The sequence below is a fragment of the Spiroplasma endosymbiont of Clivina fossor genome, from assembly GCF_964031115.1.
Lineage (GTDB): Bacteria > Bacillota_I > Bacilli_A > Mycoplasmatales > Nriv7 > Nriv7.
In genome coordinates this window covers 1,711,669-1,730,472 of the sequence record NZ_OZ035006.1, presented here as the reverse complement: position 1 = coordinate 1,730,472, position 18,804 = coordinate 1,711,669, and the positions used below count along the sequence as shown (strand labels likewise).

Here is an 18,804-nt window from a genome sequence, read left to right as displayed (position 1 = left end):
AATAAAGGAGTTAATTTTATGAAATTTTTAAATATAACCGCTGTTTTAGGATTAATAACACTACCAATAATCGGCTGTTCCAAAAAAACAAATGAACCAGTAAAACAAAAAAATAAAGATAGTAATAAAGATATTAATAAAATTTATAATTTTGAAATCAAAAACTTACAAAAGGTGAGGTTTCATTTTGGTGACCTCGTAACTTGGCCAACAACCAGACTTATAGAAGTTAACATAAAGAAAGAAGATAATATCAATCTAAATGAAAAATTACCGGAATTAAAAAATTTAAACAATCTTACTTTCAAATTTATACAATCAGAATTCTCTAATAATCAGAGTAAACAACAAAAAATTCAAAAATTAATAACTACATATGGAACCAAAGCAGGAAAGAAAGAATGAGTAATCAATAAAAAAATAACAATTAAAGCACAAGGCACAAATTTAAATGACTACAAACAAGATGATAATACAACAGATTATAGTTTAATATGTACAAATAATTGGGACTGTACAATTAACTGTGTCTCTAAGTAATTAACTTAAATTCACTCTGTCCTCAAATTTTATCATTAAATGTGAAATTGCACTACCCCAATTTTGAATTGGCATCGTTCATTTCTTAACCATATTTTGAAATGCTAAATAAAATATTTTAAAAACTGATGCGTCATTAGGAAAAATCTTTTTATTCTTAATGACTTTTCTTAATTGACTATTAACAGATTCAATCGCATTAGTTGTGTAAATAATTCTTCTAAATTCCTGAGGATATTCAAGAAAAATTATTAAATTATTTCAGTTATTTTTTCATGATTTAGTAATTTGTGGATACTTTTTATTTCATTTTTCTGAAAAATGATCTAAAGCAATTAACGCTATTTCTTCATTAATTGCTGTATAAATTGATTTTAAATCATTAGCTACAAGTTTGCGATCTTTGTAAGGAACAAATTTTAAACTATTGCGAATTTGATGAACAATGCATAATTGATGCTGTGTTTTTGGGAAAACAGCTTCTATTGCATCAGACATCCCAGTTAAATTATCACTACAAGCAACAAGAATATCTTGTAACCCACGATTTTTCATTTCCGTAAGATTATTAAGTCAAAATTTGGCTCCCTCATTCTCACTAATTCACATTCCTAAAATATCTTTTAAACCATCTAAATTAATTCCTAAGGCAAGATAAACTGCTTTATTTATTATTCGTTTATCTTGCTTTACTTTAACAACAATACAATCAAAATAAACAATCGGATAAATCTTCTCTAAAGGTTTAGTTTGTCACATTTTAACTTCTTCAATAACATCATCAGTTATTTGACTAATTAAACTTTCTGAAATTTCTGCTCCGTGATAGAATTCTTGCAATTGTGCTTTGATATCAGAAATTGTCATTCCTCTTGCATATAAAGAAATTACTTTTTGATCAAAGTTATCAAATCTTCTTTGTCTTTTTGGAATAATTACTGGTTCAAAAGTACTATTTCGATCTCTTGGTACATCAATTGCGATTGAACCATTTTTAGTAATAATGGTTTTTTGTGTGTTGCCATTTCTTTTATTATGATTCTCATCAGTTTCAAGATAATCTTTAATTTCCGTATTTAACATTCGTTCAGTTAATTTTTTGGTAAATTCCTGAAAAATAGTATTGCCTTTAAATAAATCTTGTGGATTATCAATATTTTCTAAAAAATAATCAACAACTTTATCAATTGCGTCAGGTTCTTTTTTTATTTTTTTTGTCATTTTCTGTTCTCCTTCTTTTAAGTATAATTCAGAATGAATTATCGAGACACAGAATTTTGGACAGGCTCTTTATCTGGTTAATTAATAATATTAATTAGGTATTCTACATCCATTGTAGATTTATAATCTGCTTCAGATACATATACTTTATTATTTTGATTGCTAATTTTAATAATAAATACACTACTATTTATTTCATTAATTTTTCTTGCTATTTTTGTATTATTTTCAATTATATAAAGTCCAATTCTATGGATGCCAAAATAAATATTGTTATTACTATCAACTGCAATGGCATTAATTCCTGTATTAGTTTTCAGTTCATTAATTTGTTTAGCCCTTGGTTTTTCTTTTGTTAATTCAATTGTAGATAAGAAAAAAGCTCCTTTATTATCTGTTCCGATATATACATTATTGTTATTATCAGCTGTAATTGATCGTACTTGTGTATTTATATTTTTAATTTTTGTTCCTCAATTTTCATTATTTTTTATAACATAAAGAGAATATCCATCTTTTTTCTTTGCTCCAATATATATATTATTGTTATTATCAACAAAAGTTAAAAATCCGTAAGCTCCTTTTATTCCACATATTTTTATTGGTTTATTTTCACTATTTTTTCTGCGTTACTGTTATTATTAATTAATTTATAAATTCCATCATTATTGGAAACAAAATATACAATATTTTGACTATCAATTAGCGATAATCAAACATAATCTTTTATTCCTAAAATTTTTATTGCAGTTATTTCATTATTTTTTAATTTATATCCACCTGTAGATGTAGCAAAATAAGCATTATCATTATTATCTATCGTTATTGATTCAATACGAGAATTATTTTCTATACCAGTAATTGTTGATACAATTACTTCATTATTTTTTAATTTATAAACAAGTCCATTCGCAGTGCCATAATATACATTATTTTGACTATCGATTGCCATAGAACTAATTCTTTGATTTATACCTAATATTTTTGTAATTATATATTCTTTTTTAATTTCATTTTTTGTTGGAGCTGGGACATTTCCAACAATTCCAGTCATTCCGCTTCCTGCTATTGTTATTGTTCCTAAGAATCCTAGTAATTTTTTCATATTAATTAAATTCCTTTCGTGAATTTTTACTAATTAATAAAATTTATAACACCTTTTCCTTTCTCCAAAAATTAATCTACAGTCTTTTTGCCTTGGAATTTTATTATAAATTATTTTTAAAAATTTTCTGCATTATTTTAAATTTATCATCCCTTTTTTAAAGGACGCATAAAGTTTTGTTAGGTGGGAAAAGATTTGAATAAGTATTAAGACAGTCAGCAATGATTGTCTTTTTATTTTATAAGGTGTTAAAAATTTGTTCTTTGAAAATTAAATACAAGTGAATTAATAATGTTGGTATGTATTAAAGCACGATAAATTGTGGGTGGTCGCCATAACCAAAAGAAGTTTACCAGTTAATAGATAACATCCTATTAGCTATAGCAATTTGTTTCGTTTTGCAATAAAAAAATGAATGGGTGGATTTCCTAAAAATATACACGCTATTAAATTAGTTCCAAGGGTAGGATGCGGATGTTAAAGTGTAAAAATTTCTATATAGGGGTATGCTAAGTTTAAAATTATTAAAATCTTTATCTAATTAAAAAACAAAATTTACTAACAAAGCTTGTTAAACACTTAAATCTGCGATATATAAGTGTTTAAAAAACTAAGTTAACTAACTTAGTTAATATAACTTAGTTTATAACAAATAAGAAAGGTAATTTACTATGAAAAACATTGAAAACATTTTCTTAAATACTAAAAAATATCTCTTAAAAGAAACACAAAACGCAATGCTTATTAAAGCGCCAAAAATTCCGTGATTTAATGAACAAATCGGTATTTGGTTTCCAAAGCGATTTGTTTATAAAGGAAAATACGAAAATTCAATTTGCATTGGAATAATAAAAGATAGTAAATATCAAGTAATTTCAATTAATCAACAAGAGCAAGAAACCAAATTAATTAAAGGCCAAGAATTATTAGGCTTCTTCATTGCCGAAAAAGAACATGATAAAAAGGTTGTAAGTTTTGATTATTTTAAAGGAGTTTAAAAATGAATATTGCGATTGGATTAATATTTATTATCACTTGCATAATGCTATTGGCGTATTTTGCTTATAAAATTTATGCCAAAATAAAAATGCGAATTAAATTTAAAAATGCCATTAAAAATAATACTGGTAATTTCACAAAAGACGAAAAAGTATTTATTGCCCGCTTTGAAGAATGAGTTAAAGCCCCTAATTCAAAAGAAAATAACAAGGATAAAAAATAATGTTTTGAGAAATTATTATGGAATTCTTAAAACTGTTTGTTCCGATAGAAAAAATGCCCGCACAAGTTGCATTTATTGCCGGATTAATTATTATCATTACTTTTCTTTTCGCATTAATTTCAATTATGTATTTACCAATAAAAATGATTTTTGGTAGATAAAAAATGACAGTAAATTTAAAAGAATTTAATTGAGAACAAATTAAACAAACTTTCTGAGATTTATTTATTCAAATTACAACTATTCCGGCCCACATTACTGGTGGTAAAGAAATTAAATTAACCGAAGCACCACTTTGACTTTTAATAGCAAACATTGCTTTTTGACTCCTAACAGCGATTATGGTGTGATTTATTCTAATGCTACTTTGAAAAACCATATCAGTATTTAGATAGAGGCAAAAGTAATGTCGAGAAGTTACATTGTGATGCATTCCCAAAGAAATTCAAAATTAATTAGGAAAAAATACAATCGTGTTAAGGTTAATCGTGGTTTTAACAAATTTAAGAAAAACTTTGAATATAAATGATGAATGTTTTAAAGAGAAAGGAGGTGATTATATGATTGGAACTTTCTTGGCCAATGCACCAGCAACAGCAGAAAAAATAACAGCTAGTGATGCGATGACTAAATTATGAAATGCGATTATAACAGCGTTTACTAAAATGTGAGAAATTATTGCGGTTAATATGCCACAAGTCGGTAACTTCTTTGCTGACTACTGAATCTTCATTTTTCCATTTATTTTGGCAATATTCTTTATTTGCTTTAAAATGTTTGAAAAATTACTTGGAGCGGTACGCTAACAAAAAAATAAAGTGAGGTGCAAGATGAAATTTTGCAAATGAATAATAGAAAAAAATAACCATTTTATTGAATTGAATCGCACCTCATTTTTAATTTTATGACATTGAGGAGCAATTTGATATATTTACAACGGTTATTTTAAAAACATTGTGAGCTATTTATTTTTAGCAGGTTGCATTTTAATTTTCGTTTTTAAAATCGGTAATTTAACACAAATTAACAAAGTGATTAACTTCTTAAAAAACTCACCATTAAATATTGTGATTGGTTCATTAGGAACTGGAAAAACCGCCTTTCTAGTATACGCAGCAAAATTACTAAAAAAGAAGAAATATCACATCGCATCAACCTTTCCATTACTAGAAACCCAAAAATTAAGTTTAGGGCATATGGGTTTGTTAGACTTTGATTATCCAGTATTGCCAGACAAAACCTTACTGTTATGAGACGAAACCAACTTATTTTTAGAAGGAACTGATTGAGAAAAAAATAATACCAAAAACGAAGAAACCGGTATTCAAGAATATTTCGCTCTGGCACGCCATTTTGGTCATATTGTGCTGGCTAGCGGTCAAAGAGATAAACATATTTGAGTTAAAGTTCGTGATATTGCTAATAATGTGATTGTGGGAATTCGTAAAAAACCTGTTAATATTTTTCGTCCCTACTTAAAAGTCATCTATGGTACCTTTACGAGCATTGAAGAATATGAACGCTGACGAAACACCTTAATTGATGCTAAAAATAGTAAGAAAGGGCGTCGCATTAAATATCGTGATATTCCTGAACTTGATATTTATTTTTTTAAACTAAAAATCCCCCTACCAATACTTAACACTTACAATTCTTTTTACCTAGCGTTTTTAAGAGATTATTTAAATTCAAAAGTAAATCCTGACTATGAAGATAAATACTATACTGATACGGCAATTGATTTAGAAGACTTAGAATACTTAAAAATGGATAAATTTAGCAAATTTTTAAGAAAAATGAAAGAAAAGGAACAATAAAAAATGGAAAATCTCGCAAAAATGGCCGACTTTCTTGCCCAAATGCTTTATAAAGTTTTTGATTTAATTTGAAGTCTTGAAGTACCAGGAACAAAAATTCAACTAATATTTCCTTTGTTCTTAACGCTGGCTGTAGAATTTCTTATGGCAATTATTCTTGGTTTTGGTAGTCAACAAGTTAATTTAGAAAAACAACGCCAATATGCTGTTAAAAATAAGGGGCGTTTAAGTGCGTGAGGAAAAGCTAAAAAACAAATAAAAACAAAACAAGGTAACTAACGATGTTTAAACTAATTATTATTTTTATCTTAATAACTGTTCTTGGACTTTTAGCTGGTAGTCATTTTGAAACTTTAACGAACTACATTAGCGAAGGTCTTACCAATTTCCAAAAATTTATTACTAGCAATTTAACAATTTTAGAACTATTTAAACCAATGGCACGAACATTTTCGCAACATCCAATCTTTACCATTCTTGGTGTAACTTGTGTACTTATTGCTTTATTTATTGTGATTAAAGTACGATAAAAATATGAAAGGAAAATTAAAATGAAAAAACTTTTAGGAAAATTATTTAAAAAATATAATTCAAAAGAAAAAATATCATTAAAATTAAGAATTAAAAATTCTTTTAAAAATCAGTGGTTAAAAATATTATTAAGTATCATTTTCATTTTTATAAGCTTATTACTTTGTGCATTAACAGCAATTGATACTAAATGAATAACTGGAACAAGTAACGAATTTAATGAGTTTATGAATAAAGAGATGGTTGATTTCTTTGGCAAGTTCAATAGTGGTATTATGCTAGCAGGAATATTTGTTTTTTGATGAGGCGGAGCAATATATTTTGCAATTAAATTTGAAAAATTCATCCGCTTTACTATTCAAAAAATTAAAGCAAAAAGAACCTTAAAAAATGAAATCAAACAAACTAATTAATTCTTTAAAAAAATATTGATGGAGAATTTTACCTTACATTTTTATGATTATTATATTTTTTATTCCATTTTTAAAATTGGAAACTAATGATTTGAAATTATTATATGAAAAATTTGAAGTATTAATTTCACTTATGATACTAGGATATTTAGATATATGCATTACAATAGCAGTAGTTATAAACTGTAGCATTGAGTGACTTATTAAAAAAATCAAAACCAAAAGAACAATGAAAAATAAAATATTTTAAAAAGGAGTGATAAAAATGTTTATGAAAATATTTACCGTGTTAATTATTAGTTTCAATAACATTTTTACCATTCCCCAAAATATTAATAATGACGAAATAACAACACAATCACTAATTAGAAACAAAAGACAAAATAACCAAATTTACGAAAAAGAAGTTAAACTTGAAAATTTAAAAGAAGTTGAAATTGAGAATATTCAACAGCATCATGATGAATTAAAAATAATAATAAAAGTTCCTATAAATATAAATAAAAAAAATCTTGAAGAAGTACTTAAAGAAAGACCAAAACCAACAAATGATAAACTTGAATTTATAACTCCTGCTTTTTCAAAAAACAATGAAATAAGAAAAAATATTGAAGATTTAACAGGAAAATATGGCAAAATAATTAACCAAAATAACAATAGAAAAACATACAAAATCCAAAAGTTTATCCAATTAGAAATGACAATAAATTATTATGATCACTCAAGCGGATATAGAATAGAAATAAGTCCTAGAAAAACATTTATCATTAAAACAGAAAAAGATACAACCGACATTGATTTGCCAGAAATAACCAAAAAATTTGATGGAAACCATAACTATAACGATGTTGTTGATAATCTTGATTATTTAATGATTCATCGCGGTGATTTTGACAAATTCAATTATTCTTATCTTTATTGAACACCAGTATTTAATTTCATTGACACCTTAGAAAAAGGTTATTACAAAGAATTTACGATTAAAAATCACGGCTTTAAAGACGAGAGCTATTTTTATCACAAAAGTTCTAGTAGTACAGGCGAAATTAATAATAATGTTTTAAAAATTAAAGCTTTTAATAAAACATTAGTTGCGAGTAATAACTATTTACAATTATTACGCGGTGAAAGTGAAATCTGAAAATATGATACCAAAAGTACTAACGATTATTACCTAATTAAGTATCTTTTTGGTACCTTAAATTACCTCAATGTTAGATTTAGTTTTCTACGCTATGACCCCGATTTAAAAAATGATATTTACCTATATTTTAAAAATAACATTCCTAGTATTAACAACAGCGATTACAAAAATGTTTTTGATGAAATCTATGAAATTCTTGGCAATTTCTTTGCTAGTTTATTTTATGCGACTTTTGATATGGACGAAAAAACTCATACCGAAATTGATTTTAAGGGTATAGAAAACTATAAGAAGGATTACTTTATTCAAATAGGTTTCTTTTATCGTTCATTAATTACCTTTTATCCCAAAAAATACTTAGTAAATATTATAGGAAACTCAGAATTATTACTAAGAAGTTATTTCTTTACTTTTGACAAAAAAATGCACCAAGATAATTACAATGCTATTAACAACACCAATAGTATTTATCAAATTGATTTTAATGTCCTTAAATCTTACGACAATAAACTAATTACCTTGCCAACCAGCAAGACTGCTAACAGTATTAATTATCTCAATACCGATATTGATATTCGTTATGGTATTAATATTTTTACCTTAACTTTTCCACTTTATCACAAAGGTAATATTTCTAACTACAATTTTAAAATTTATGACTTTAATGTATTAAATTCAACAGCCTTTATCCCTGATGGTTCAAATAATAGTGAATGAGACGATTTAATTCCACCAGCAAATTGCAAATATTCGGGACGATGAATACCAACATTTAATGATATTGGTTGTGCCATTCAAAATGCTGGTATCAAAATGATAAACTGAATACTCACCGCTTCACAAATCATCACGATTTTACGACCATTAGCAATTATTGCAAAAGCAACAGTTAATTTTTCAACCGATATTTTTCCAGTTTTTAAAACAGTACCAGCTTTTTACTATACCTTCCAATTTTTAATCGGTTTTGCCATTTTTCTAATGATTTTAAGGATTTTCGTGTAATATATATATATAGAAAAAAATAAAGAAGTTAAAATTATGAAATTTTTAAATATACTAACTCTCTTGGAATTAGCAACATTATTCATAACTGGTTGTAATAATAAAACAAATAAATCAATAACACCACCAATGATTAAAAATCAAATTTATGAAAAAGAAGTTAAACTTGAAAATTTAAAAGAAGTTGAAATTGAGAATATTCAACAACATCATGATGAATTAAAAATAATAATAAAAGTTCCTATAAGTATAAATAAAAAAAATCTTGAAAAAGTACTTAAAGAAAGACCAAAACCAACAAATGATAAACTTGAATTTATAACTCCTGCTTTTTTAAAAAACAATGAAATAAGAAAAAATATTGAAGATTTAACAGGAAAATATGGCAAAATAATTAACCAAAATAACAATAGAAAAACATACAAAATCCAAAAGTTTATCCAATTAGAAATGACAATAAATTACTATGATCACTCAAGCGGATATAGAATAGAAATAAATCCTAGAAAAACATTTATCATTAAAACAGAAAAATAAGTTAACTAAATTTAAAAACTGTTAAAATTACTACCCTAAAAGGTGGTTGTCTATGATGACAATACTCTTAAACAACTAAGCAACTTTTCATTTTTTATATTTTAATAAAATAAGAAACCAGTAATTAATTAAAATTACTGGTTTGAATATTTTTCTTATTTTTCACAAGAAATTAAACATGGTGTACTTGCTCCAATTAAAGTTATTGTTCTAAATAGCGAGCCTGTCCAAAATTCTGTGTCTCGATAATTCATTCTGAATTATACTTAAAAGAAGGAGAACAGAAAATGACAAAAAAAATAAAAAAAGAACCTGACGCAATTGATAAAGTTGTTGATTATTTTTTAGAAAATATTGATAATCCACAAGATTTATTTAAAGGCAATACTATTTTTCAGGAATTTACCAAAAAATTAACTGAACGAATGTTAAATACGGAAATTAAAGATTATCTTGAAACTGATGAGAATCATAATAAAAGAAATGGCAACACACAAAAAACCATTATTACTAAAAATGGTTCAATCGCAATTGATGTACCAAGAGATCGAAATAGTACTTTTGAACCAGTAATTATTCCGAAAAGACAAAGAAGATTTGATAACTTTGATCAAAAAGTAATTTCTTTATATGCAAGAGGAATGACAATTTCTGATATCAAAGCACAATTGCAAGAATTCTATCACGGAGCAGAAATTTCAGAAAGTTTAATTAGTCAAATAACTGATGATGTTATTGAAGAAGTTAAAATGTGACAAACTAAACCTTTAGAGAAGATTTATCCGATTGTTTATTTTGATTGTATTGTTGTTAAAGTAAAGCAAGATAAACGAATAATAAATAAAGCAGTTTATCTTGCCTTAGGAATTAATTTAGATGGTTTAAAAGATATTTTAGGAATGTGAATTAGTGAGAATGAGGGAGCCAAATTTTGACTTAATAATCTTACGGAAATGAAAAATCGTGGGTTACAAGATATTCTTGTTGCTTGTAGTGATAATTTAACTGGGATGTCTGATGCAATAGAAGCTGTTTTCCCAAAAACACAGCATCAATTATGCATTGTTCATCAAATTCGCAATAGTTTAAAATTTGTTCCTTACAAAGATCGCAAACTTGTAGCTAATGATTTAAAATCAATTTATACAGCAATTAATGAAGAAATAGCGTTAATTGCTTTAGATCATTTTTCTGAAAAATGAAATAAAAAGTATCCACAAATTACTAAATCATGAAAAAATAACTGAAATAATTTAATAATTTTTCTTGAATATCCTCAGGAATTTAGAAGAATTATTTACACAACTAATGCGATTGAATCTGTTAATAGTCAATTAAGAAAAGTCATTAAGAATAAAAAGATTTTTCCTAATGACGCATCAGTTTTTAAAATATTTTATTTAGCATTTCAAAATATGGTTAAGAAATGAACGATGCCAATTCAAAATTGGGGTAGTGCAATTTCACATTTAATGATAAAATTTGAGGACAGAGTGAATTTAAGTTAATTACTTAGAGACACAGTTAATTGTACAGTCCCTAAATAGCTAATATCGTTTTTATAAAACCTTATACTATAGTAGTAACTGTATTTGTTTTTACCGGCCCTTCTCTTTCTGATGAAAAAAATGCTTCACCGTTAAATGTTATTTTATCATTGTTTTTATCTATAATAATTTCATTGGGTAATAAACTATATTTTTGTAAAATTTTCATTACTTCTGTAATTGATAATGTAATTATTTGTTCTTTATTGTTATCATCAATTATTTTGGCAGTAATATTTCCTGTAATTTTTTGTTTTAAATTTAATATAACTTTAGATGTAATTATTCTTACTGGATAAGTAATTTTTAATTTTTCATTGGGATTAAGTTCAAATTTATCAGCGGGTTCCTTAAAAATACTTAAAATCATTTCTTGTTCTTGTTTATTTGTGTTTGATAAATCAAATTCATTTGATAATACATTAATGATTTCAGAATTTTTATTATTTATATTTGTAAAATCTGTTAATTTCATTTCATCATCAGAATTTATGTTTCAACCATTTAATTTATTTTCTTGTTTTGTTTTAGTTAATCCTGTTGTAATTTGAAATACTAATTTTGATTTTGAATTATATTCACAAGCAGGTACATTAAATGATCTTGTATTTGGAGTTTTATTGATAATTTCTCTATCAGAACACACATTTTTAGGAACATTAGATCATAAAAATGAATTTTCTTTTTTTGTTATTTCAATATCTGAAAAATTTAAATTATTAGTATCAATATAATTTATTTCCTTAAATTTTAAATTTGGATTTTCATCTTGAAATTTAAAAAATAATGCTTTTTTAAGCAATTCATTTAAATTAATGGCACTAATTTCATCTTTATTTTTAATTTTATAATTAACAGTAACTTCACCAAAATATTTACCATTGTCTTTTGCTTTAATTGTAGCTGATGTATCTGTTTTATTAATAATTTCTAATTGTGCTATATCTAAATCAGGATTTAAATAATTTAATTCATTTAAAATAACTACATTATTATTAATATTTAAATTAAAATTAATATTTAAATTAAAATTTAAAATAATTTTACTTAAATTATTTTCTCTTGTTAAAATATAAATATTATTATCAACTGTGTATATTAATGTTACTTCGCTATCAATACCAGCAATTTTTGTTGTTGTTGACTCGCCAGCTTTTCGTAAATAAAGACCATTTGTGGTTCCAAAATAAATATGACCAATCTTGCGACCACCTTCATCTTTATCAAATCAATACATTGATGTTATTGGGTGGGGTGGATTACTTTCTTTATTAACATAATTTTGACCATTAAGATAATAAAGATTATTTTCATTTTCATTTGTTTTTGTAACTACTTGTACACTATTAAAACCATCATCTTGAAAATAAATTATTTTTACTTCACCATCAATACCAGCAATTTTTGTTGTTGTTGACTCGCCAGCTTTTCGTAAATAAAGACCATTTGTGGTTCCAAAATAAATATCACCAATTTTACGACCATATTCATTTTTTGTAAAAATATAAATTGTTGTTATTGGATAAGGAATATTAATTTCTTTATTAACATAACCTTCATTACCATTAAGATAATAAGCATTATCATCGGTTGTTATAATATGTGCGCTATTATTTTTATCAATATAAGATTGAATTATTTTTACTTCACCATCAATACCAGCAATTTTTGTTGTTGTTGACTCGCCAGCTTTTCGTAAATAAAGACCATTTGTGGTTCCAAAATAAATATGACCAATCTTGCGACCACCTTCATCTTTATCAAATCAATACATTGATGTTATTGGGTGGGGTGGATTACTTTCTTTATTAACATAATTTTGACCATTAAGATAATAAAGATTATTTTCATTTTCATTTGTTTTTGTAACTACTTGTACACTATTAAAACCATCATCTTGAAAATAAATTATTTTTACTTCACCATCAATACCAGCAATTTTTGTTGTTGTTGACTCGCCAGCTTTTCGTAAATAAAGACCATTTGTGGTTCCAAAATAAATATCACCAATTTTACGGCCATATTCATCCTTGGCAAATGTATACATCGTTGTTACCGGATACGGAATTGTTTCTTTATTAATAACATAATTTTGACGATTAATGTAGTAAATATTATTTTTAATTTTAAAATTATTATCTTCTCTTTTAGCTCTATTTAAATTTTCTAAAATATTTATTTTATTATTTTCATCATTGCTTCGTTTTTGTCTTTTATAATTTATGTTTTCTAATTTAATTTGTTGTTCTTGTGTTGGATAAGGACTATTGGCAACAATTCCCGATATTCCACTACTTGCTATTGTTATTGTTCCTAAAATTTCTAGTAATTTTTTCATATTAATCAAATCCTTTTCGTGAATTTTTACTAATTAATAAATTTTTATAGTAACCGCTTGACCCTTCCTTAAAATTATAAAATTTAATTAATACAAATTAATTATAAATCATCAAATAAGAATTTCTATCATTTTTTCAAAATATTGAATAATAATTCTAGAAAAACATTTATCTTTAAAAAAGAAAAATAAGCATGACTAAATTTAACTTTGTTAAAATTACTCTACCTAGAAAGGTAATTTATTATGTTAAAAATTAATAATAATGTAAAAACTCCAGAAAATAAACATTGATTCAGCTTATTTACAACCCATAAAAATATGTACACCAACAAATGCGAGCAACTAGCTAATGAATACGAAAAATTAGATGAGTACTTATATAAATATCATTATCGCTTAAAACAAGGTTATAAAGTAGTTCATTTTGCAACAAGAACAATTATTACAATTTTTGGTGATGTTACTTTTAAACGACGCCGATATAAATATTGAAATCAAAAATCAGGTAAATTTGAATATGTATGTTTGTTAGATAAAGAAATTGGTTTATTGCCCAAACAACGCATTTATTTTGATGTTCAATTTAAAGTTTTAAGTCTTTTAGGTGATGGTAAACGCTATCGCGATGTTTTAGATGCTCTAAATCATTGTTATATTTCAAAAGCTAGTATTTCAAGTATTTTAAATAAATATGATATTGCTGAATATTTTCAACTAGCAGAAAAAGAAACTAAAACTAGAATTGATGTCAAAAATAAGGATTTATATATTCAACTAGATGAGACATTTTTAGCGACATTAGATCATAAAGTTAAACAAGACCAAAGAATTCGTTTAGTTACTTTTCATACCGGACATAAAGAAAAAAATTACAAAAACGCTCGTAGAGAATTAGAAAACAAACGAGGTCATTTTCTAATGTTAAAAGTTGGTAAACGAATAAATACGATGGACTATCGTGATTCATTAATTAAAGAATTACAAAAACATTATACGAATATTAATTATGACAAAATAATTGTTTGTGGTGATGGTGATACTTGAATTAGAGAAATTGCCAACAGTTTTGGTAATGTTAGATATATTTTAGATGGTTATCACGCTATTAAAAAATTAAAACAAACTGCATTTAATATTATTTTTGAAAATCGCAAAGTAACATTAAATAGTTGAATTAAATTATATAAAGATGGAAATCATCAAGAATTAATCAAAAACATTCGTAATGTTGCTAAAAATGAATTAAATAAAGATATTAAAACAAATTTAAGAAAGGCGAGTAATTATTTCAGTAATAATAAACAAGGTATTAATAATCAAAATTTAGAATGAAATATCGGTTGTAGCATTGAAAGTGATGTATCGCATTTGGTAAAACAACAATTAGGATATGGAGCAAAAATATATAATCATAAGAATTTAAATAACTTATTACATTTAAGAATGGCAAATTTAAACAAATTAAATGTATTACATTACATTAATGAAAATATTAATTCAGAAATAGAAATCAGAAAAGAAATATATAAAACTTCATTATGAAATAAATATAATAAGAAAAATGATGATAGTTGAATTAATAAGGGCAGTATTGTATATACGAATAAATATAGAAAACATAAATTTAGATAATTAGTGAAAATTTAATAAAATTAATAATTTTTTGTTGTGTAAAAATTCAATAATATGATAAAATCATAGCGAATAAAGATGACAATAACAAGAAAGGCAGGGTTAGTTTAGTAATTAAATAATATAAATTAGCTGATTGTTTTACTTCTTCAAAGCAATACCTAAGAAAACTAAACGCGACCTTTTTTAAAAAACTTCTTGTGTTTGTCATAAGTCTGTGGTATATTACACGATGTTCTAAAAATGTAGAAACCACAGATGTTTTGCACATTTGGTTTTTATAAATTATTTGGGGGTGTATTCTTTTGGCAGTAATATTTTGTATCGAATGCGATAGCGAAAGTTATGTTGTTGGTAATAAAAATACAGTTGGAATCTGTAATTCTTGTGACAAAAATGGCTTTTAAATTTTGAAAGAAGTTATAAATTTAAAACATTTAAACGAGAAGCAAAGATTAGCTGTTTTAAGTAGTGAAGGTGCTAATAGAATTATAGCTGGTGCAGGAAGTGGCAAAACAAGAGTTATTATTTATAAAATTGCTCATTTAATTCATAATTTGGCCATTAATAGTAGTCAAATTTTAGCGGTAACTTTTACTAATAAGGCAACTAATGAAATGAAAAGTCGATTAAATGAATTAGTTGGTAATGATGAATCTAAATATATATGAATCCATACATATCATGCTTTTTGTGTTAGGGTTTTAAGAAGAGATATTATGGTTTTAGGATATACAAAAGATTTTATTATCATTGATACTGTTGATAAAATCAATATTTTAAAAAATATTAGTAAAAATAAGCAATATAATTTTGATAATAATGAAATTAAAAAAGTTAGTAGTATGATTTCTTATTTAAAGAATAACCAATTATCTTATTGTGATGTTATTAATAACGCCTTTTATTATGAATATAAGCAACAATGATTAGAAATCTATAAGATTTATTTACAATATTTGTCTAAAAATAATATGGTTGATTTTGATGATTTATTAATATTAACTTTGAAATTATTTTCTCAGCATTCAGAAGTACTACAAAAGTGACAGAAACAATTTTCTTATGTTTTGGTTGATGAATTTCAAGATACTAATGAATTACAGTTTCAATTAATTAATTATTTAGTAAAAATACATCAAAATATTACTGTTGTTGGTGACCCTGACCAAACAATTTATTCTTTTCGAGGGGCAAAAGCAAGATTAATTTTAGATTTTAATAATTATTTTCCTAATGCGAAAACTTTTATTCTTAATCAAAATTATCGTTCAATACAAAATATTTTAGATGTTGCAAATATTCTTATTAGTTATAATCATTCACGAATTGCTAAAGATTTATTTGCAATGAATAACCGCGGTAACAAGATAAAACTATATTGTGGTAATACTAGTATTTGCGAGGCTAATTGGGTAATTAAAGAAATTAAAAAGTTAGTTGAAAAAAATATTTTATTAAAAAATATTTTAATTCTTTATCGTGCTAATCATCTTTCTCATCATTTAGAAACGGCATTAATTAATAATTATATTAATTATCGTATTTATGGTGCTTTTAAGTTTTTTGAAAGAAAAGAAATTAAGGATGTTTTAGCTTACTTAAAAACTTTAGTTTATGGTGATGAATTATCAATAATACGAATTTTGAATTTAATTAAAGGTGTGGGGATAACAACAATTAACAATTTAATTGAACAATCACAAAATAGCGAGCAATCGCTTTTAAAATATTTAATGGTAAATGTTTCTAGTTTAAAACCATCAATAGTTAAATTAGTTACATATTTAAAAGTTTGAAAAGAAAAACTAAAGTCATATGAAAAAATAACTTGTTTAGCTCAAGATTTTTTAAATAATGGTACTTACTTACAACAATTAGTGGATGGTTTTGAAGGAGAACGCTTAGAAAATGTTAAAGAATTATTTAATCATATGGAAAATTATGATTTGCAAAATTATGATTCATTACAAGGAATAGAATTATTACAACATTATTTACAAGAAGTTAGTTTATATGTTGACCAAGATGAAAATTCTGTTGTTCAAGATAAAGTTAGTTTGATGACAATTCATAATGCTAAAGGATTAGAATATGATTTTGTATTTGTTATTGGTTTAAATGAAGGTGTTTTTCCTAATACTTTAAGTATTGAAGAAGGAATTACTGCTATTGAAGAAGAACGAAGGGTTTTATATGTTGCGATTACAAGAGCAAAAAAAGGATTATTTTTAAGTTATAGTAAAGGGTTTTCTTATATAGCTAATAATTACTGTTTACCTTCAAGATTTATTACAGAAATTGATACTAGTTTATTAGAAATTAAATTTAATTAACAGAACTTTTAAATTTTGTGAAAAACTATTAAAAGCTTAATTTTTATAAATATATTAGATGTGGGAAATTTATATGAATAACTAAATCCAAACGAGTTTTAAAAATGAAAGAAAAAAATTAAAGGAGTTAAAAAATAATGTTTAAAATTAAATTAGTTAGTATAAAAAGAAAAGTATTTAAAAACAAAGATGGTTCTGTGATGTCAGGTTACTCTGCCGAATTTTTGCGATATGAAAATGATTTATTTGAGCCTACTGGTGAACAAAAAGCTTTATGAATTGATGATAACAATCTAGAGCAACAAGAAATTTATAAGTTGTTAAAAGAAAATGTTAAATCATTTTTTAGTTGTGAATTAACTTTTGATAAAAATCCTAAAATAGTTAATTTGCAAAAAATTGAATTATCAAAAAATTAAAAAAACTTGTCCAGTTAATTGGTAATCATTTCGGTCTGCGAAGCGGTGCGGAAGGCGTATGCCGCCCCGCCCGCTAGCGGGTTAGTCGGCGAAGCCGACTATTACTTGATTAAATAACACAACTGGCGAAAATCTAAAACGGGAGCATAAAATATGAATTTACAACCTCAAAATCCGACTGATTTTTATATGAAAACCATTTATTACGGTCAATATATTCGTAATATTGTTATGCCTTTAGAACGCATCAAAGCAAATAACCGCAATGTTAGCGGTTTAAAAAATAAAGGTAATTGTGATACAAAACTGCTTAATAGTAATATTCGTGCAAAATCTAATGTTATTCGGAAGGCATATCATAATTTTGACCTTATGGAATTAATAAAAATATTACGTATTTGTATACATATGAATATCAGAAAAGAGGCGTTATTCATTTTCATATTTTAATCACCGAAAAAATACCTCATAAAATTATTTTACAATTTTGACCTTATGGAATTAATAAAAATATTAGAGTTCGTGAAAACACTAATGAAATGGTTGTAAAATATTGCTCCAAATATATAACTAAAAATGTCCTGAATGAAAAGTCATTAAACCAGTATGACTTAAATATCAAGGCTTATCAATTCTCTTATAACTGTCAAAACCCCATTACTAGAAAACAAATATTTACCGATACTTTGAATAATATTGTTAATAGAACCGTAAATTCTGAATTTGTAAAATACTTAAAATCAACAGTTAATAAATTTAAAACTAAAATGTGTGGAGCAATCTATGAATTTAAAAATATTGATTATGTAGATTTTGAGAGTGCAAATTATGCTTCCTTAGAAAGCTTAAGATTTAGAAATCAACTAAGAAAAATGAAACATTAGGAGTTAAAAAATGAAAGAAAAAGTGCAATTTAAAATAAGAATTAAAAATTGATTTAAAAATCATTGGTTAAAAATATTACTTAGCATTGTTTTTATTTTTATAAATTTAA

21 protein-coding genes and 1 pseudogene are annotated in these 18,804 nt (G+C 25.1%); 18 read left to right on the top strand and 4 right to left on the bottom strand.

The annotated features are described in order from the left end of the window. The first annotated feature begins 18 nt into the window (after positions 1–18). Positions 19–540 carry a hypothetical protein gene (locus AAHM82_RS10505; RefSeq protein WP_342263897.1) on the top strand — a complete coding sequence of 174 codons (522 nt, stop codon included), beginning with the start codon at positions 19–21 and terminating at the stop codon, positions 538–540. Here the strand turns inward: AAHM82_RS10505 and AAHM82_RS10500 are convergent, their stop codons facing one another. The 3 genes from AAHM82_RS10500 to AAHM82_RS10495 form a co-directional block, all read right to left on the bottom strand. Continuing rightward, positions 541–1,761 carry an IS256 family transposase gene (locus AAHM82_RS10500; RefSeq protein ID WP_342263365.1) on the bottom strand — a complete coding sequence of 407 codons (1,221 nt, stop codon included), beginning with the start codon at positions 1,759–1,761 and terminating at the stop codon, positions 541–543. 77 nt (positions 1,762–1,838) lie between these two features. After that, the gene (locus tag AAHM82_RS14680; protein WP_425289029.1) at positions 1,839–2,216 is read right to left on the bottom strand and encodes a two-component regulator propeller domain-containing protein; all 378 of its coding nucleotides are present in this window, start codon (positions 2,214–2,216) and stop codon (positions 1,839–1,841) included. 143 nt (positions 2,217–2,359) lie between these two features. Further along, positions 2,360–2,866, bottom strand: coding sequence for a hypothetical protein (locus tag AAHM82_RS10495; protein WP_342263896.1), 507 nt, complete (start codon positions 2,864–2,866; stop codon positions 2,360–2,362). A gap of 671 nt (positions 2,867–3,537) precedes the next feature. Here AAHM82_RS10495 and AAHM82_RS10490 point away from each other — a divergent pair. The 11 genes from AAHM82_RS10490 (at position 3,538) to AAHM82_RS10440 (ending at position 11,043) form a co-directional block, all read left to right on the top strand. Beyond that, a complete protein-coding gene (locus AAHM82_RS10490) occupies positions 3,538–3,864 on the top strand; it encodes a hypothetical protein (protein ID WP_342263895.1) in 327 nt (108 codons plus the stop codon). A 2-nt stretch (positions 3,865–3,866) separates the two neighbouring features. Then, the gene (locus tag AAHM82_RS10485) at positions 3,867–4,088 is read left to right on the top strand and encodes a hypothetical protein (protein WP_342263894.1); all 222 of its coding nucleotides are present in this window, start codon (positions 3,867–3,869) and stop codon (positions 4,086–4,088) included. A 164-nt stretch (positions 4,089–4,252) separates the two neighbouring features. Then, the gene (locus AAHM82_RS10480) at positions 4,253–4,483 is read left to right on the top strand and encodes a hypothetical protein (protein WP_342263893.1); all 231 of its coding nucleotides are present in this window, start codon (positions 4,253–4,255) and stop codon (positions 4,481–4,483) included. 78 nt (positions 4,484–4,561) lie between these two features. Then, positions 4,562–4,894 carry a hypothetical protein gene (locus AAHM82_RS10475; protein WP_342263892.1) on the top strand — a complete coding sequence of 111 codons (333 nt, stop codon included), beginning with the start codon at positions 4,562–4,564 and terminating at the stop codon, positions 4,892–4,894. Positions 4,895–4,918: 24 nt separating this feature from the next. Continuing rightward, complete coding sequence (locus tag AAHM82_RS10470; RefSeq protein WP_342263891.1) at positions 4,919–5,905, top strand: hypothetical protein; 987 nt, start codon at positions 4,919–4,921, stop codon at positions 5,903–5,905. Between the two features lie 3 nt (positions 5,906–5,908). Further along, positions 5,909–6,184 (top strand): hypothetical protein, encoded by a 276-nt coding sequence (locus AAHM82_RS10465; protein WP_342263890.1) that lies wholly within the window; start codon positions 5,909–5,911, stop codon positions 6,182–6,184. Between the two features lie 2 nt (positions 6,185–6,186). Then, positions 6,187–6,435 carry a hypothetical protein gene (locus AAHM82_RS10460; protein ID WP_342263889.1) on the top strand — a complete coding sequence of 83 codons (249 nt, stop codon included), beginning with the start codon at positions 6,187–6,189 and terminating at the stop codon, positions 6,433–6,435. A 21-nt stretch (positions 6,436–6,456) separates the two neighbouring features. Beyond that, positions 6,457–6,849 (top strand): hypothetical protein, encoded by a 393-nt coding sequence (locus tag AAHM82_RS10455; RefSeq protein WP_342263888.1) that lies wholly within the window; start codon positions 6,457–6,459, stop codon positions 6,847–6,849. A gap of 265 nt (positions 6,850–7,114) precedes the next feature. Then, positions 7,115–8,998, top strand: a complete 1,884-nt coding sequence (locus tag AAHM82_RS10450; RefSeq protein WP_342263887.1) for a hypothetical protein — start codon at positions 7,115–7,117, stop codon at positions 8,996–8,998. A 36-nt stretch (positions 8,999–9,034) separates the two neighbouring features. Beyond that, the gene (locus AAHM82_RS10445; protein WP_342262530.1) at positions 9,035–9,535 is read left to right on the top strand and encodes a hypothetical protein; all 501 of its coding nucleotides are present in this window, start codon (positions 9,035–9,037) and stop codon (positions 9,533–9,535) included. A gap of 287 nt (positions 9,536–9,822) precedes the next feature. Further along, a complete protein-coding gene (locus AAHM82_RS10440; RefSeq protein ID WP_342263365.1) occupies positions 9,823–11,043 on the top strand; it encodes an IS256 family transposase in 1,221 nt (406 codons plus the stop codon). Positions 11,044–11,104: 61 nt separating this feature from the next. On the opposite strand, the gene AAHM82_RS10435 is transcribed toward AAHM82_RS10440, so the two are convergent. After that, complete coding sequence (locus tag AAHM82_RS10435; protein ID WP_342263886.1) at positions 11,105–13,420, bottom strand: hypothetical protein; 2,316 nt, start codon at positions 13,418–13,420, stop codon at positions 11,105–11,107. 246 nt (positions 13,421–13,666) lie between these two features. Here AAHM82_RS10435 and AAHM82_RS10430 point away from each other — a divergent pair, with 246 nt between their 5' ends. From AAHM82_RS10430 to AAHM82_RS10410, 6 genes and pseudogenes are all read left to right on the top strand, one after another. Further along, positions 13,667–15,055 carry an Mbov_0401 family ICE element transposase-like protein gene (locus AAHM82_RS10430; RefSeq protein WP_342263885.1) on the top strand — a complete coding sequence of 463 codons (1,389 nt, stop codon included), beginning with the start codon at positions 13,667–13,669 and terminating at the stop codon, positions 15,053–15,055. Between the two features lie 410 nt (positions 15,056–15,465). Beyond that, positions 15,466–17,391: an ATP-dependent helicase gene (locus AAHM82_RS10425; protein ID WP_342263884.1), complete on the top strand. Its 1,926-nt coding sequence runs from the start codon at positions 15,466–15,468 to the stop codon at positions 17,389–17,391. A gap of 137 nt (positions 17,392–17,528) precedes the next feature. Further along, the gene (locus AAHM82_RS10420) at positions 17,529–17,810 is read left to right on the top strand and encodes a hypothetical protein (protein WP_342263883.1); all 282 of its coding nucleotides are present in this window, start codon (positions 17,529–17,531) and stop codon (positions 17,808–17,810) included. 153 nt (positions 17,811–17,963) lie between these two features. Further along, positions 17,964–18,260, top strand: a complete 297-nt coding sequence (locus AAHM82_RS10415) for a hypothetical protein (protein WP_342263882.1) — start codon at positions 17,964–17,966, stop codon at positions 18,258–18,260. Beyond that, positions 18,209–18,328 (top strand): annotated as a pseudogene (locus tag AAHM82_RS14675) (rolling circle replication-associated protein); the annotation flags it as partial. The gene AAHM82_RS10415 and the pseudogene AAHM82_RS14675, both read left to right, overlap by 52 nt. Before the next feature lie 21 nt (positions 18,329–18,349). Continuing rightward, a complete protein-coding gene (locus tag AAHM82_RS10410; protein ID WP_342263881.1) occupies positions 18,350–18,694 on the top strand; it encodes a hypothetical protein in 345 nt (114 codons plus the stop codon). The last annotated feature ends 110 nt before the right edge of the window (positions 18,695–18,804 follow it).